This is a genomic window from Streptomyces sp. NPDC001902 (genome assembly GCF_042891295.1).
Lineage (GTDB): Bacteria > Actinomycetota > Actinomycetes > Streptomycetales > Streptomycetaceae > Actinacidiphila.
This window is the reverse complement of the sequence record NZ_JBIATA010000004.1, coordinates 278,391-291,868: the sequence shown is the minus strand read 5'-3', so window position 1 is coordinate 291,868 and position 13,478 is coordinate 278,391. Positions and strand designations below refer to the sequence as shown.

Sequence of the window (13,478 nt, the reverse complement as noted above, 5' to 3'; positions counted from 1 at the left end):
ATATCCAGTGCTCCTCCGAACTTTCGGCTGGTCGTTCGGTGTCACCGCCGCCGGCCTCGCCCTCGCCGGTTTCCTGTGGGGTGCGGAGGGGCTTGCCCTCGTCGCCATCCTGTCGGTGCTGGAGATCTCGCTCTCCTTCGACAACGCGGTGATCAACGCCGGCATCCTGCGGAAGATGAATGCCTTCTGGCAGAAGATCTTCCTCACCATCGGCATTCTGATCGCCGTCTTCGGCATGCGCCTCGTCTTCCCGATCATCATCGTGTCGATCACGGCGAAGATCGGGCCCATCGAGGCCATCGACCTGGCGATCAACAACAAGGAACAGTACGAGCACCTCGTCACGTCGGCGCACCCGGCGATCGCCGCGTTCGGCGGGATGTTCCTGTTGATGATCTTCCTCGACTTCATCTTCGAGGAGCGTGAGCACAAGTGGCTCGCCTGGCTGGAGAAGCCGCTCTCCAAGCTCGGCAAGCTCGACACGCTCTCCGTGGTCGTCGCCCTGGTCGCCCTGCTGATCACCGCCACCACGCTCGCCACGGACGTCTCGCACGGCGGCGGCGACAAGTCCTCCACGGTGCTGCTCGCCGGGATCGGCGGCCTCATCACGTACCTCGTCGTCGGCGGAATCTCGAGCTACTTCGAGGACAAGCTGGAGGACGAGGCCGACGAGGCCGACGAGGAGCTCGAGGAGCGGAGCTCGGGCGGCAAGCCGGCCGGCAGCGGCGCCTCGGCCGTGGGCCTGGCGGGCAAGGCGGCGTTCTTCCTCTTCCTCTACCTGGAGGTCATCGACGCGTCGTTCTCCTTCGACGGCGTCATCGGCGCGTTCGCGATCTCCAACGACATCTTCATCATCGCCCTCGGCCTCGGCATCGGTGCGATGTACATCCGGTCGCTCACCGTGTTCCTGGTCCGCAAGGGCACCCTGGACGACTACGTCTATCTGGAGCACGGCGCGCACTACGCGATCGGCGCGCTGGCGGTCATCCTCCTGGTCACCATCAAGTTCGAGATCAACGAGGTCATCACCGGCCTCATCGGCGTCGTCCTGATCGGCGCCTCGTACTGGTCGTCGGTGGTGCGAAACCGCCGTCTCGGGGAAAGCTCCGAGCAGCGGGACGACAAAGCGGAGGTGACGAGCGGGGTCTGACCCCCGTCTCGTCACGACATTCGGGTCACGCCGCCCCCCGCCGACCGGCGGGGGGCGGCCTGCGTGCAGGGGACGGACGGACATGTGGAACTTCCTGCGGCCGAGCGGCGGCTTCAACGCGCAGTTCGACATGGCGAACGCGCACACCATCGAGCTCACCAGGCGGCACCAGGTCGTCTCGCTGTCCAAGCAGGGCGCGGCCGTCGGCAACCTGCGCATCAACCTGTCCTGGCAGATGCGCACCTCCGACACCGGCGGCTGGAACCAGCGCAGCGGTTCGTGGCTGAGCCGCCAGACGCACCTGTTCAAGCCGGAGCCCGTGCAGGCGGCCGGCCCCGCCATGGTCAACGTCGACCTCGACCTGGCGTGCATGTACGAGCTGGCCGACGGCACCAAGGGCGTCGTCCAGCCGCTCGGCAACTTCCTGGGCGACCTCGACGCCCCGCCGTACATCCAGATGACCGGCGACGACCGCTTCGGCGGCTCGTCCGGCGAGACGCTCTACATCAACCTCGACAAGCACGACGAGTTCAAGCGCATGCTCGTCTTCGTCTACATCTACGACGGCACGCCCGCCTTCGACCGCACCCACGCCAAGGTGGAGATCTTCCCCAGCTCGGGTCCGCGGATCGAGATCCTGCTGGACGAGCGCGAGCCGCAGGCCCGCTCGTGCGCCGTGGTGCTCATCGAGAACAAGAAGGGCGACCTGACCGTGCGCCGTGAGGTGAAGTACGTCTACGGCTTCCAGGCCGAGCTCGACCGGCTGTACGGCTGGGGCCTGCAGTGGGGCCGCGGCTACAAGACCAAGGTCTGACCGCGCGGCCCCCTGGCGGGCCCGCTCAGCGGCGTTCCTGGAACTGGGGGCCCATCGGCGGCAGCCGGAACCCCTGCATCGGCTGCGGATAGCCGTACGCGGGGGCAGGAGAGGGAGCGGGGGCGGCCGCGGTCGGCGCGGGCTGCTGCGGCGGGTAGCCGTAGGCCGGGGCGGCCACCGTCGGCTGGGGCTCCTGCGGGTAGCCGTACGCCGGGGCGGCCACCGTCGGCTGGGGCTCCTGCGGGTAGCCGTACGCGGGCGGCGCGGTGGGCTGCGGCGGCACCGGCGCGGGGGCCTGCAGGGTGTACGCGTCGGGTGGCTCGGTGGTCAGGACGGTCGGCGGCACGGGCTGCGGCACCGAGGCCGCCTCGCCCTCCGGCCGCGGCGGCGGTGCCTCGTCGAGGTCGCCCTCCTCGACGGTGATGCCGAACTCGGTGGCGAGCGCCTCCAGCCCCGAGGCGTAGCCCTGCCCCAGCGCGCGGAACTTCCAGCCACCCGCCCTGCGGTACAGCTCGCCGCAGATCAGCGCCGACTCGTCGCCGGTGTCCGGGACGACGTCGAAGACCGCCAGCGGCTCGGCGTCGGAACCGGCGGCCGTGTCGTAGAGCAGCACCGTCAGGTCGGAGACGAGGGCGAAGGGGCCGCCGTCCGCGGAGGCCGCGACGACCACCCGGTCCACGCCCGCCTCGAGTGCGGCCAGGTCCACCTCGATGGCGTCCGTCAGCCCGGCCGGCTCGCTGCGCTTGGGCAGGTGCCGGGCGGCGCCGCCCGGGTGCCGGGGCTGGTTGTAGAAGATGAAGTCCTCGTCCGAGCGCACCTGGCCGTCCGCACCCAGCAGCAGCGCCGAGGCGTCGACGTCCGGCACACCCGCCCCCGGGCTCCAGCGGAGCACCGCCCGCACCCCCGAGGCCGTCACCGGGATGTTGGAGCCCTTCACCATCGCCTGCGTCATGCGCGTAATCCTGCCCTCCCGGGGGCCGCGCCCACAACGCGGGGCGCACGGCGGGTGCGCCGGCGGGGAAAGATGGGGACAGGGCGACACGTACCGGACCCGAGGGGGTTACCTGATTTTCACGTACGCCGGGAACGTCCGCAGGGGGCTCGCACGTACGATAATCGGCCACGGCGTCGGGGGACGCTTCCCACCTCCTCTCCAACCACCACCTGCCACGGGGGAAAGCATGCGCCACTTCGGGCACCTCGCGCCGGACGTACGGAACGAGCTCTTCCACCGGGAGCCCGCCGAATTCACCGCGGCCTCGTCGGCCGGCACGCTCGCCGTCGCCCTCGGCGCCACCCTCTACTGCCCGGCCACCCGGTCGAGGCTCGCCGACGACGTGCTCAAGCAGGCCGCGCGCGGCGTGGTGTCGATGGTGCTGTGCCTGGAGGACTCCATCGACGACCGGGAGGTCGAGGCCGCGGAGGAGAACCTGGTCCGCCAGTTCGGCGATCTCGCCCACCGGATCCCCGACGGCGACCCCCCGCTGCTCTTCATACGGGTCCGCACCCCCGGCCAGATCACCGACCTCGTGCGCCGGCTCGGCGACGACGTGTCCCTGCTCTCCGGATTCGTGCTCCCCAAGTTCACCGAGGAGTCCGGGGTCCCCTTCCTGGAGGCCCTCGCCGCCGCCGAGGCGGACTGCGGGCGGCGGCTGTACGCGATGCCGGTCCTGGAGTCCCCGCAGCTGCTCCACCTGGAGACCCGCACCGAGACGCTGTACGGCATCTCCCGGACCGTCGACAAGTACCGCGACCGCGTGCTCGCGCTGCGGCTCGGCGTCACCGACTTCTGCTCCGCCTACGGGCTGCGCCGCTCGCCCGACATGACCGCCTACGACGTCCGCATCGTCGCCTCGATCATCGCCGACGTGGTCAACGTCCTCGGGCGCGCCGACGGCACCGGCTTCACCATCACCGGACCGGTCTGGGAGTACTTCAAGCACTCCGAGCGCATGTTCAAGCCGCTGCTGCGGCAGAGCCCCTTCGTCCCCGAGGCCGTCGACCTGCGCGAGGCCCTCATCCAGCGGGACATGGACGGGCTGCTGCGCGAGATCGAACTGGACCGGACGAACGGCCTGCAGGGCAAGACCTGCATCCACCCCTCGCACGTCCAGCCCGTGCACGCGCTCAGCGTCGTCTCCCACGAGGAGTGGAGCGACGCCGTCGACATACTGCACGAGGACCGCAGCGGCGGGGGCGTGCTGCGCTCGGCCTACACCAACAAGATGAACGAGGTGAAGCCGCACCGCGCCTGGGCCGAGCGCACCGTGCGGCGCGCCGAGGTCTTCGGCGTGGCGCGTGAGGAGATCGGCTTCGTCGAGCTGCTCTCCGCGTGCGTGCCGTCGTGACCGGCAACGAGAGGGAGAGTGCCGAAGGCATGGCAGTGGAGCACGTCTGGTCCGGGCAGTGGGTCGCCGACCGGCTCGGGGTCACCCTGCGGGGGGACGGCCTGAGCGGTCTGCTCGGCCTCGCCCTGCGCCGCAACCCCAAGCGGGCGCACCTGCTCGTCTCCAACGTGCTGGGCAAGCACGTGCCGCAGCGTCCGCACGTCGTCTACGACGCCGGGTACGGCCTCGGGGTGCGCGTGCGGGAGCTGCTGGGCGAGGACGAGGCGGCCCGGGCCGTGGTGCTCGGCTACGCCGAGACCGCGACGGGCCTCGGGCACGCCGTGGCCGACGGCGTCGGCACCGCCCCGTACCTGCACTCCACGCGGCGCCCGGTCGCCGGGACCGAGCCGGTCGGCGGCTTCGAGGAGGAGCACAGCCACGCGACCTCGCACCTGCTGCTGCCCGAGGACGCCGGCCTGCTGGCCGGGGACGGGCCGCTGGTGCTGGTCGACGACGAGTTCTCGACCGGCCGGACGGTGCTCAACACGGTGCGGGCGCTGCACACGCGGTATCCGCGCCGCCGGTACGTGGTGGTCGCCCTGGTCGACATGCGGTCGGAGGCCGACCGCGAGCTGCTCGCCGGGTTCGCCGCGGAGCTGGGCGCGACCGTCGACGTCGTGGCCCTGGCCTCGGGAACGGTCGTCCTCCCCGAGGGCGTCCTCGAGCGGGGCGAGGCCCTGGTCGCCGCCCACGGCACCGCGGCGCCGGCCACCGGCCCGGCCGGGGGAGCGGCACCCCACCGGGTGCACCTCGACTGGCCCGCCGGGCTCCCCGACGGCGGGCGGCACGGCTTCACACCCGCGCACCGCGCGCGGCTGGAGGCGGCGCTGCCCGCGATGGCGGCACGCCTGGCGGAGGCCCTGCGCTTCTCAGGCGACGGCACGGCACCGTGCGTCCTCGTCCTCGGCAACGAGGAGCTCATGTACGCCCCGCTGCGGCTGGCGCGGGCACTGCAGGACGCCCTGCCCGCCGCGGAGGTGCGGTTCTCCACGACGACGCGTTCCCCGGTCCTGGCCGTGGACGACCCGGGGTACGCGATACGCACCCGGATGACCTTCCCCGACCACGACGACCCGGCGGACGGCCCCGGCGAGCGCTACGCGTACAACGTGGCGGGCGCGGGCTTCGACGCGATCGTCGCCGTCGTGGACAGCGCGGGCGACACGCCCGCCCTGCACGCCCCCGGAGGGCTGCTCGCGCAGCTCGCCGGACACACCGAAAGGCTCCTGCTGGCCGTGGTCCCCTCGTACGAACCCCGCCCGCCCGCCCCGACGCTCCCGGAGCCGCTGCGCGGTCCCGCGTTCGGCTCGTACGCGCCCGACGAGGTCGGCTGGCTGCTGAAGGACCTCTCCGACGTCGAGCTGGAGGCGCCGACCGAGGAGCGCGAGGAGGCGATCCAGAGCGGCGGGGCGCACTACGCGGAGTCGCTGCCCGTGGAGTACCAGCCCAGCGCGGAGTACCAGGAGCTGTTCCGGACCGCGCTGGCGGAATCCGCGGGCCGGATCGCCCGCGCCGTCGGCGCCGTCACCGAACTGGTGCTCGCCGAACGCGGGCCGGAGGCCGTGCTGGTGTCGCTGGCCCGCGCGGGCACCCCGGTCGGCGTGCTGATGCGCCGCTGGGCCCGGCACGCGCACGGCCTGGACCTGCCGCACTACGCCGTGTCCATCGTCCGCGGCCGGGGCATCGACACCACCGCCCTGCGCTGGCTGGCGGAGCACCACGACCCCGCGCGGGCGGTGTTCGTGGACGGCTGGACCGGCAAGGGCGCCATCACCCGCGAACTGGCCGACGCCGTGGCCCCGTACGGCGGCTTCGACCCGGAGATCGCGGTGCTCGCCGACCCCGGGTCGTGCGTCCGCACCTTCGGCACCCGCGACGACTTCCTCATCCCGTCCGCGTGCCTGAACTCCACGGTCTCCGGTCTGGTGTCGCGCACCGTGCTGCGCGCCGACCTGATCGGCCCGGACGAGTTCCACGGCGCGAAGTTCTACCGCGAGCTGGCCGGCTCGGACGTCTCCGGCCTCTTCCTGGACGCGATCACGGCACGCTTCGCCGCCGTGGCCGACGACGTCGCCGCGGACGTCAAGGAGCTGCAGTCCGCCGACCGTGCGCCCACCTGGGAGGGCTGGGCCGCGGTCGAGCGGATCAGCGAGGAGTACGGCATCGGGGACGTCAACCTGGTCAAGCCCGGCGTCGGCGAGACGACCCGGGTGCTGCTGCGCCGCGTGCCGTGGCGGGTGCTCGCCCGGCGCGGCGCGGGACAGGACCTGGCGCACATCCGGCTGCTCGCCGAGCAGCGCGGCGTCCCGGTGGAGGAGGTGGACGACCTGCCCTACTCGTGCGTCGGGCTGATCCACCCGCGCTTCACCCGGGGCGCGACCGGCACGGACGGCAAGGCGGTGGAGGCCAAGTGAAGCAGCGCCCGGAGATCGTGAAGTCCCTCGTCGCGAGCGACCTGGACCGCACCCTCATCTACTCGCCGTCGGCCCTGGCCCTGTCCGTGGCCGACGAGGAGGCGCCGCGGCTGCTCTGCGTCGAGGTGCACGAGGGCCGGCCGCTGTCGTTCATGACCGAAGCCGCCGCCGTGCTGATCCAGCGGCTCGCGGCCGCCGCCGAGTTCGTCCCGGCGACGACCCGCACCCGCAAGCAGTACCGGCGCATCAACCTCCCCGGCCCGGTGCCCCGGTACGCGATCTGTGCCAACGGCGGGCACATCCTGGTCAAGGGCCACACCGACCACGACTGGAACGCCGAGATGCGCCGCCGCCTCGCCGAGGGGTGCGCGCCGCTCGAGGAGGTCCGCGAGTTCATGGCGCGCACCGCCGACGAGTCCTGGCTGCGCAAGGAGCGCGTCGCCGAGGACCTGTTCGTGTACCTGGTCGTGGAGCGGTCGCTGTTGCCCGAGCGCTGGGTGAAGGACCTCGCCGAGTGGGCCGAGGAGCGCGGCTGGACCGTCTCGCTGCAGGGCCGCAAGATCTACGCCGTGCCCAAGCCGCTCACCAAGTCCGCGGCCCTGGCCGAGGTCGTCCGCCGCACCGGCGCCGACCACGTGCTCGCCGCGGGCGACTCCCTCCTCGACGCGGAACTGCTGCTCGCCGCCCACACCGGCTGGCGGCCCGGCCACGGCGAACTCGCCGACACCGGCTGGGGCGCGCCGCACGTCGACGCGCTGGCCCTGCCGGGCGTCGCGGCGGGGGAGGAGATCCTGCGCCGGATGCTCAGCGTGGCGCGCCGCTGACCCCGCCGGTCCGCACCACCCGTGTGCACGAGCTGCGCGTCGCCTCGACGCGCAGCGCGTTCGGCCGTTCGCTGGCCTCGATGAAGGCCCGGGCCTCCGCCTCCGTGCGACCGCCCGTCACATGCCGGGCCAGCAGACGGTCCTCACGCACCTCGGGGTCGGCCTCGACGAACCACAGCTCGTCCAGCAGGTCCCTGACCTCGTGCCAGCCGGCGCCGTCGTCGGCCAGGTAGTTCCCCTCCGTCACCACCAGCCGCGCCTGCGGGAGTACGGCGATCCCCGCCGCGACCGGCTCGTCGAGGTCCCGGTCGAAGTCCGGCGCGTAGACGGCGTGGCCCTGCCACGAGCGCAGCCGCCGCAGCAGGTGGACGTAGCCGTCCACGTCGAAGGTCTCCGGCGCGCCCTTGCGGCCGCGCAGCCCGAGCCGGTCCAGTTGGGCGTTGGAGAGGTGGAAGCCGTCCATCGGCACGTACGCCGCCGTACCCGCGCCGAGCCGCGCGTCGACCCCCTCCACCAGCGAACGGGCCAGGGTCGACTTGCCCGCCGCGGGCGCGCCCGCCAACCCCAGGAGCACCCGCCTGCCTGGCATGCTGGGCACCAGGGCGAGGACGTCATCCACGTACATGCCGCCACCTTAAGGAGCAGCCGTGCCCGAGACCAAGAACCCGCAGCTCACGCCCGAACTGTACGCGTATGTCCTCGAGCACAATCCGCCCCTGGACCCGGTCCAGGAGGAACTGGTCGAGATCACGCACACCCGCTTCGGCGACGCGGCGGGCATGCAGTCGGCGCGCGAGCAGGGTCCGCTGCTGGCCTTCCTGGTGCGGCTGACCGGGGCCCGGCAGGTCGTGGAGGTCGGCACCTTCACCGGCTTCTCCGCCCTGTCCATGGCGCAGGCGCTGCCCGCGGACGGGCGCCTGATCGCCTGCGACATCTCCGAGGAGTGGACCGCGGTCGCCCGGGAGGCCTGGGCCAAGGCCGGTGTCGCCGACCGCGTGGACCTGCGGATCGCGCCCGCCCTGGACACGCTGCGGGCGCTGCCGCGCGATCCGTGGATCGACCTGGTCTACCTCGACGCCGACAAGGGCAACTACGTCAACTACTGGGAGGAGCTGGTGCCGCGGATGCGGCCCGGCGGGATCATCGCCGCCGACAACACGCTCTTCCACGGACGGGTCGTGGACCCGCGCGCCACGGGTGACACGGCGGGGATCCGGGCGTTCAACGACCGCGTCGCGGCGGACGGGCGCGTCGAGGGGCTGCTGCTGACCGTGGCGGACGGCCTGACCCTGGCGCGCAAGCTGTGAGCCGTGGTTAATCTGTGCCCATGCCCCGTTACGAGTACCGCTGCCGCTCCTGCGGCACCACGTTCGAGCTGAGCCGCCCGATGGCGGAGTCCGCCGCGCCGGCGGAGTGCCCCGCCGGGCACGACGACACGGTCAAGCTCCTGTCGACGGTCGCGGTCGGCGGCACCGCCGCCGCCTCCGCGGCGGCCGCCCCCCGTCCGGCCGCGGGCGGCGGGGGCTGCTGCGGCGGGGGCTGCTGCGGCTGACGGGCCGCGGCAGGGCCGGATGACCGATCGCCGGACGGCGCCCCCGCGCGGGACACTGCCCGGGTGACGCAGCAGCAGGCGGCAGGACGCGTGGTCGACGTCGTGGTGACGTACGACGGCGAACGGCTGGGCGGGTACGGCCCCTTCACCGTCGCGGGCCCCTGGTGGTCCGACGTCACGGAGGTCGTGGCGCGCCTGGAGGCCCTGCTCGGCGTGCCGGTGGCCGTGCTGCGGCTGGTCGCGGTCGAGGGCGGTGAAGGCGGGCGCGACGGCGCGGTGACGTACCACGCCGAGGCACTGCGCAGGGCGCCCGAGTAGGCGCCGGTGGCTCACCGCGTACGGCTAGCGTCCCGAGGCACGGTCCTCGCGGATCGCGGCGACGACCCGGGCCGCCATGTCGCGCACCGCTGCGGTCTCGGTGAGGAAGTGCCACCAGTCGGGGTGCCGGCCCTGCAGTCCGTCGACGGCGCGGTCGAGCCGGGCGACGGCCTCGTCGAGGGGGCGCGCGTGCCGCTGCTCCGGTGTCGTACGGCCCTGCATGGCGAGCCGCTGGGCGTCCCGGACGGCGAACCGGGTCCGCTCGATCTCGCCGTGCGGGTCCTTGCTGACCTCGTTGAGCCGCCGCAGCCGGTCGCCGGCCGCGGACACCGCCGCGTCGGCGTCGTCGAGCAGCGCCCGCACCGTGCCGAGCAGGGCCGTCGCGTCCGGCCAGCGCTGCTCGTCGCGGGCCTTGGCCGCCTCCGAGAGCTTCTGCTCCGCGCGGCCCACGGCCTCCGTCGCCCGCTCCGGCACGTGCTGCAGGTCCTGCCAGCACGCCATGCTGAACCGGCGGCGCAACTCGCTCAGGACCGGATCGACGCCCTCCGTGCGGGTCGCCAGGGCCTGGGTCCGGGTCCGCAGCGACACGATCCGCTTGTCGATCTCACGGGCCCGCTCGGGCAGGCGTTCGGCCTCCGCGCGGATGGCCTCGGCCGTGCGCAGCACCTCGTCGGCGCGCCGGATGGTCTCCTGCACGCCGTGCGTGCCGGCGCCCTGGTTGAGCTTGGTCAGCTCCGGGCCGAGGGCCGCCAGCCGGGCCGCGAGGTCGTCGGCGCGAAGACCCGATGCCCGTACGGAGTCCAGCGCGTTGGACGCGGCGAGCAGGGCCTGGCGGGCCCGTTCGACGGCGGGGGCCAGGCGGGCGAGCTGGGTCTCGGCCTTGTCCAGCAGCGGGCCGAGCCCACGCGCGAAGGCGTTCAGGTCGGTCCTGGCACGGACCAGGTCGTCCTTCGCCTTGGTGAGCTCGGTACGGGCGCGGGCCGCGGTGGCGGCCTCCAACTCGTCGCGGTCCAGGTCGTAGGCGTCGACCGCCGCGATGTAGGCGGCGCTGACCTGGTCGATGCGCTCGCCCAGAGCCCGGAAGTCATCGCTCGCGCGCCGCGCGGCGGGGGAGCTGTCGACGGCGGTGATGGTCTCTATGGAGATCACCAGGTCGCGCTGGGCGGTGTCCAGCTCGTAGAACGCCTCGGCGGCGGCGTCCTTCGCGGCCTGGGCGTCGGCGCGCAGGTTGTCCCCGCGCCGCCACCACGAGCGTGCCGTCGTCACAGTCGCCCTCTCCCGCAGGTCCGCCGCCGGTGGTTGTCCGCTCCAGTCTCCCACCTGGCTGGGACGAATACACGGGCCGGGCGGTTGCGGTCAGCGGCCGGCTTCCGTGACGCTCACCGAGCCGTCGCCCGTACGGACCGTCACGACGTGGCCGCTGGTGTCGTCGCGGGGGACGTCCACGCTGACGTGCCCGTCGCCTGAGCGTGCGGAGACCTTGTAGCTCTGGTGGGGCAGCACGACGCTGACCCGGCCGTCGCCGGTCGTCGCCTCGACGAGGTCGGGCACCTTGTCGAAGGCCAGCTTCACCGAGCCGTCCGAGGTGTGGGCGCTGACCTCGCGGGAGCGGATGCCGCCGGCGTCGATCCGGCCGTCGCCGCTGGAGAGCCGGAGCGGGCCGGTCACGTCCCGGACGACCACCGAGCCGTCGCCCGTGGTGAGCTCCAGCGGGGTGCTGAAGCCGCTCGCCTCCACGCTGCCGTCGCCGTTGACCACCGTCAGGCGGACCCCGCGCGGCACCAGCACCTCGTGACGCACCGAGCAGTCCTGCACGGCGCCCTGGCACTTGGTGCGGAAGGTCAGGGTGTGCCCGTGCATCGACCAGGTGGCCTTCGGCGTGTCGCCGAACACGGCCCAGCCGTCGAACCAGCGGGTGACCTGGATCTCGTCCACGTCGGCCGGTTTCACCACCACCTTGCTGTCGGAGGAGTCGATGGTCAGTTCGTTCCCCTCGAGCGCGAAGCTCTTGCGCTCCGGCTCGCTGTCGTCGGAGGCGTTCGCGCAGGCGGACGCCGTACCGATCAGCGCCACGACGCCCGCGGCGGCGGCGAGGGTCCTCAACGTGCGGGTGCTCTTCGTCATACCCAGGACGCTACGGAGCGTCCGATGTGCCCGGAATCAGGCCGCCCACCGGAAGCGGGGTGGGGAAAACCCCCGCCCCGCCCGGGGGTTCGGCGGGCCGACGGCGTGCTCGTGGCGGACGGTACGGGCCGGCCGGGGCCGCCCGCCCCGCCACGAGCACGCGCCGCCGCTCCCGGAGGCCGTGTGCGCGCCGGGGCCAGGCTCCGGGCCTAGGCCCCGGGACGCGCGATCTCCACGTTCTCCAGGACGCCGAGGGCGTCGGGGACGAGGACGGCCGCCGAATAGTAGGTGCTGACGAGATAGGAGATGATCGCCTTCTCGTCGATCCCCATGAAACGCACCGAGAGGCCCGGCTCGTACTCGTCCGGAATTCCCGTCTGGTGCAGGCCGATCACGCCCTGGTTGTCCTCGCCGGTGCGCATCACCAGGATCGAGGTGGTGTTCTCCCGGGAAATCGGGATCTTGTTGGAGGGGAGGATCGGGATTCCGCGCCAGGACGGCACGTGGTGGCCGTGGAAATCGATGGTGTGCGGTACCAGACCGCGGCTGTTGAATTCCCTTCCGATGGCCGCGATGGCCCGCGGATGGGCCAGCAGGTACTGGGCGTTGCGGCGCCGGCTGATCAGTTCGTCGAGGTCGTCGGGGGTGGGCGGTCCGGAGTGCGTGGTGATGCGCTGCCGGTAGTCGGCGTTGTGCAGCAGCCCGAACTCCCGGTTGTTGAGCAGTTCGTGCTCCTGCCGTTCGCGCAGTGCCTCGACGGTCAGCTTCACCTGCTGCTCGACCTGGTTGTAGGGCTGGTTGTACAGGTCGGCGACGCGGGTGTGGACCTTCAGCACGGTCTGGGCGACGCTCAGTTCGTACTCGCGCGGGGAGAGGTCGTAGTCCACGAAGGTGCCGGGCAGGTCCGGTTCCCCGACGTGGCCCGAGGCCAGTTCGATGGCCTTCTCGCCGTACTTGTTCTGCGCCTGCTGGGTGCCGGTGACGAAGCCCGCGACGTGCTCGCGCAGCCCGTCGGCCTGCTGCATGACGGCCTGGAAGGCCTGGCGCGGCAGGGCGAGCACGGTGACGGCGGTGGCCGCCCTGGCGGTGTAGTCCCAGGTGCTGTCGGGGCCGGCCAGCCCTTCGGAGCCGAAGTGGTCGCCGTCGGCGATGCTGCCGATCACGCCCTGGCCGTCCCACTTGGCCGGGGCCAGCTTGTCGATCCTGCCGTGGGCGACGAGGAAGACGTGGTCGGCCGGCTGCCCGGCGGCCACGAGCGTCTCCCCGGCCGTGAACTCCCGTTGCTCGAACTGCCCGGCGAGCGCGGTCAGCACCGCGTCGTCGGTGAAGCCGCGCAGCAGCGGCAGTTCGCCGAGCTCCGCCGGGATCACCCGGACCTCGGAGCCGGTCTGGACGAAGTCCACCCTTCCGTCGCCCACCGAGTAGCTGAGCCTCCGGTTGACCCGGTAGGCGCCGCCGGCGGCCTCGACCCACGGCAGCACCCGCAGCAGCCACCGCGATGTGATTCCCTGCATCTGCGGCGCGGATTTGGTGGTCGTCGCCAAATTCCGCGCGGCAGCGGTGCCCAGACTCCGCTGAGACTGGCCGTTCCCCGTCGCCGCCTCCGACGCGACACCCGGCTCAACCGTCATGGATGGTCCTTCCCTTGCGGCCCGATGGCCCACGCGCACAAAAGCGTGGATTAGGCAATCAATTCACGGTGAAACGAGGTTTCTCGTGCGGTGGTTCCCCCTGCCTTCTGCCGCTTTCCTCTCGGAAGCTACCCATCGGGTGGAGCGCCCTGCACTCACTCATTCGGGTGAGCGTGACGTCCCGGGCCCGCCGGCGCGGGCCGGACGGTTGTGGACGTACGCATGTGCGAGGGCGGGAGCCGGATGCCGGAGGGCTGAATGCGT

General features: G+C 72.6%; 13 protein-coding genes. 8 read left to right on the top strand and 5 right to left on the bottom strand.

The window, feature by feature from the left end:
- Window positions 1–7 precede the first annotated feature (7 nt).
- Together ACFYYN_RS10115 and ACFYYN_RS10110 are read left to right on the top strand one after the other, a co-directional pair.
- Complete coding sequence (locus ACFYYN_RS10115; RefSeq protein WP_499511685.1) at window positions 8–1,150, top strand: DUF475 domain-containing protein; 1,143 nt, start codon at window positions 8–10, stop codon at window positions 1,148–1,150.
- Window positions 1,151–1,232: 82 nt separating this feature from the next.
- Window positions 1,233–1,964: a TerD family protein gene (locus ACFYYN_RS10110; protein ID WP_500545390.1), complete on the top strand. Its 732-nt coding sequence runs from the start codon at window positions 1,233–1,235 to the stop codon at window positions 1,962–1,964.
- A gap of 25 nt (window positions 1,965–1,989) precedes the next feature.
- Here the strand turns inward: ACFYYN_RS10110 and ACFYYN_RS10105 are convergent, their stop codons facing one another.
- Window positions 1,990–2,916: a TerD family protein gene (locus tag ACFYYN_RS10105; RefSeq protein WP_500545389.1), complete on the bottom strand. Its 927-nt coding sequence runs from the start codon at window positions 2,914–2,916 to the stop codon at window positions 1,990–1,992.
- A gap of 229 nt (window positions 2,917–3,145) precedes the next feature.
- Here ACFYYN_RS10105 and ACFYYN_RS10100 point away from each other — a divergent pair, with 229 nt between their 5' ends.
- From ACFYYN_RS10100 to ACFYYN_RS10090, 3 genes are read left to right on the top strand one after another with little or no spacing between them, the layout of a single operon-like run.
- On the top strand, window positions 3,146–4,312 hold the full coding sequence (locus ACFYYN_RS10100) for an HpcH/HpaI aldolase/citrate lyase family protein (RefSeq protein WP_499511682.1): 1,167 nt from the start codon (window positions 3,146–3,148) through the stop codon (window positions 4,310–4,312).
- 29 nt (window positions 4,313–4,341) lie between these two features.
- The gene (locus tag ACFYYN_RS10095) at window positions 4,342–6,765 is read left to right on the top strand and encodes a phosphoribosyltransferase (protein WP_500545388.1); all 2,424 of its coding nucleotides are present in this window, start codon (window positions 4,342–4,344) and stop codon (window positions 6,763–6,765) included.
- On the top strand, window positions 6,762–7,589 hold the full coding sequence (locus ACFYYN_RS10090; protein WP_500322106.1) for an HAD family hydrolase: 828 nt from the start codon (window positions 6,762–6,764) through the stop codon (window positions 7,587–7,589). The genes ACFYYN_RS10095 and ACFYYN_RS10090 overlap by 4 nt, the downstream gene beginning before the upstream one ends.
- Here the strand turns inward: ACFYYN_RS10090 and ACFYYN_RS10085 are convergent.
- On the bottom strand, window positions 7,570–8,214 hold the full coding sequence (locus tag ACFYYN_RS10085) for a nucleoside/nucleotide kinase family protein (protein ID WP_500545387.1): 645 nt from the start codon (window positions 8,212–8,214) through the stop codon (window positions 7,570–7,572). The two genes, ACFYYN_RS10090 and ACFYYN_RS10085, sit on opposite strands and share 20 nt — an antisense overlap.
- A 22-nt stretch (window positions 8,215–8,236) precedes the next feature.
- Here ACFYYN_RS10085 and ACFYYN_RS10080 point away from each other — a divergent pair, with 22 nt between their 5' ends.
- From ACFYYN_RS10080 to ACFYYN_RS10070, 3 genes are all read left to right on the top strand, one after another.
- Entirely contained in the window at window positions 8,237–8,896 is a 660-nt protein-coding gene (locus tag ACFYYN_RS10080) for an O-methyltransferase (protein WP_500322108.1), read from the top strand.
- Window positions 8,897–8,916: 20 nt separating this feature from the next.
- Entirely contained in the window at window positions 8,917–9,141 is a 225-nt protein-coding gene (locus ACFYYN_RS10075; RefSeq protein WP_499511677.1) for an FmdB family zinc ribbon protein, read from the top strand.
- Window positions 9,142–9,204: 63 nt separating this feature from the next.
- Window positions 9,205–9,459, top strand: a complete 255-nt coding sequence (locus ACFYYN_RS10070) for a hypothetical protein (protein ID WP_500545386.1) — start codon at window positions 9,205–9,207, stop codon at window positions 9,457–9,459.
- Window positions 9,460–9,483: 24 nt separating this feature from the next.
- Here the strand turns inward: ACFYYN_RS10070 and ACFYYN_RS10065 are convergent, their stop codons facing one another.
- The 3 genes from ACFYYN_RS10065 to ACFYYN_RS10055 all read right to left on the bottom strand — a co-directional run bounded on the left by ACFYYN_RS10065 (window position 9,484) and on the right by ACFYYN_RS10055 (window position 13,214).
- Window positions 9,484–10,725: a hypothetical protein gene (locus ACFYYN_RS10065; RefSeq protein WP_500545385.1), complete on the bottom strand. Its 1,242-nt coding sequence runs from the start codon at window positions 10,723–10,725 to the stop codon at window positions 9,484–9,486.
- 90 nt (window positions 10,726–10,815) lie between these two features.
- A complete protein-coding gene (locus tag ACFYYN_RS10060) occupies window positions 10,816–11,583 on the bottom strand; it encodes a DUF4097 family beta strand repeat-containing protein (RefSeq protein ID WP_500545384.1) in 768 nt (255 codons plus the stop codon).
- Between the two features lie 209 nt (window positions 11,584–11,792).
- On the bottom strand, window positions 11,793–13,214 hold the full coding sequence (locus tag ACFYYN_RS10055; RefSeq protein WP_500322115.1) for a family 2B encapsulin nanocompartment shell protein: 1,422 nt from the start codon (window positions 13,212–13,214) through the stop codon (window positions 11,793–11,795).
- Window positions 13,215–13,478 lie beyond the last annotated feature (264 nt).

Bases quoted from the DNA above. Each gene is read 5' to 3' on its own strand.
- ACFYYN_RS10100 (WP_499511682.1), top strand. From the start codon at position 3,146: ATGCGCCACTTCGGGCACCTCGCGCCGGACGTACGGAACGAGCTCTTC.
- ACFYYN_RS10055 (WP_500322115.1), bottom strand. From the start codon at position 13,214: ATGACGGTTGAGCCGGGTGTCGCGTCGGAGGCGGCGACGGGGAACGGC.
- ACFYYN_RS10085 (WP_500545387.1), bottom strand. From the start codon at position 8,214: ATGTACGTGGATGACGTCCTCGCCCTGGTGCCCAGCATGCCAGGCAGG.
- ACFYYN_RS10105 (WP_500545389.1), bottom strand. From the start codon at position 2,916: ATGACGCAGGCGATGGTGAAGGGCTCCAACATCCCGGTGACGGCCTCG.
- ACFYYN_RS10095 (WP_500545388.1), top strand. From the start codon at position 4,342: ATGGCAGTGGAGCACGTCTGGTCCGGGCAGTGGGTCGCCGACCGGCTC.
- ACFYYN_RS10075 (WP_499511677.1), top strand. From the start codon at position 8,917: ATGCCCCGTTACGAGTACCGCTGCCGCTCCTGCGGCACCACGTTCGAG.
- ACFYYN_RS10110 (WP_500545390.1), top strand. From the start codon at position 1,233: ATGTGGAACTTCCTGCGGCCGAGCGGCGGCTTCAACGCGCAGTTCGAC.
- ACFYYN_RS10060 (WP_500545384.1), bottom strand. From the start codon at position 11,583: ATGACGAAGAGCACCCGCACGTTGAGGACCCTCGCCGCCGCCGCGGGC.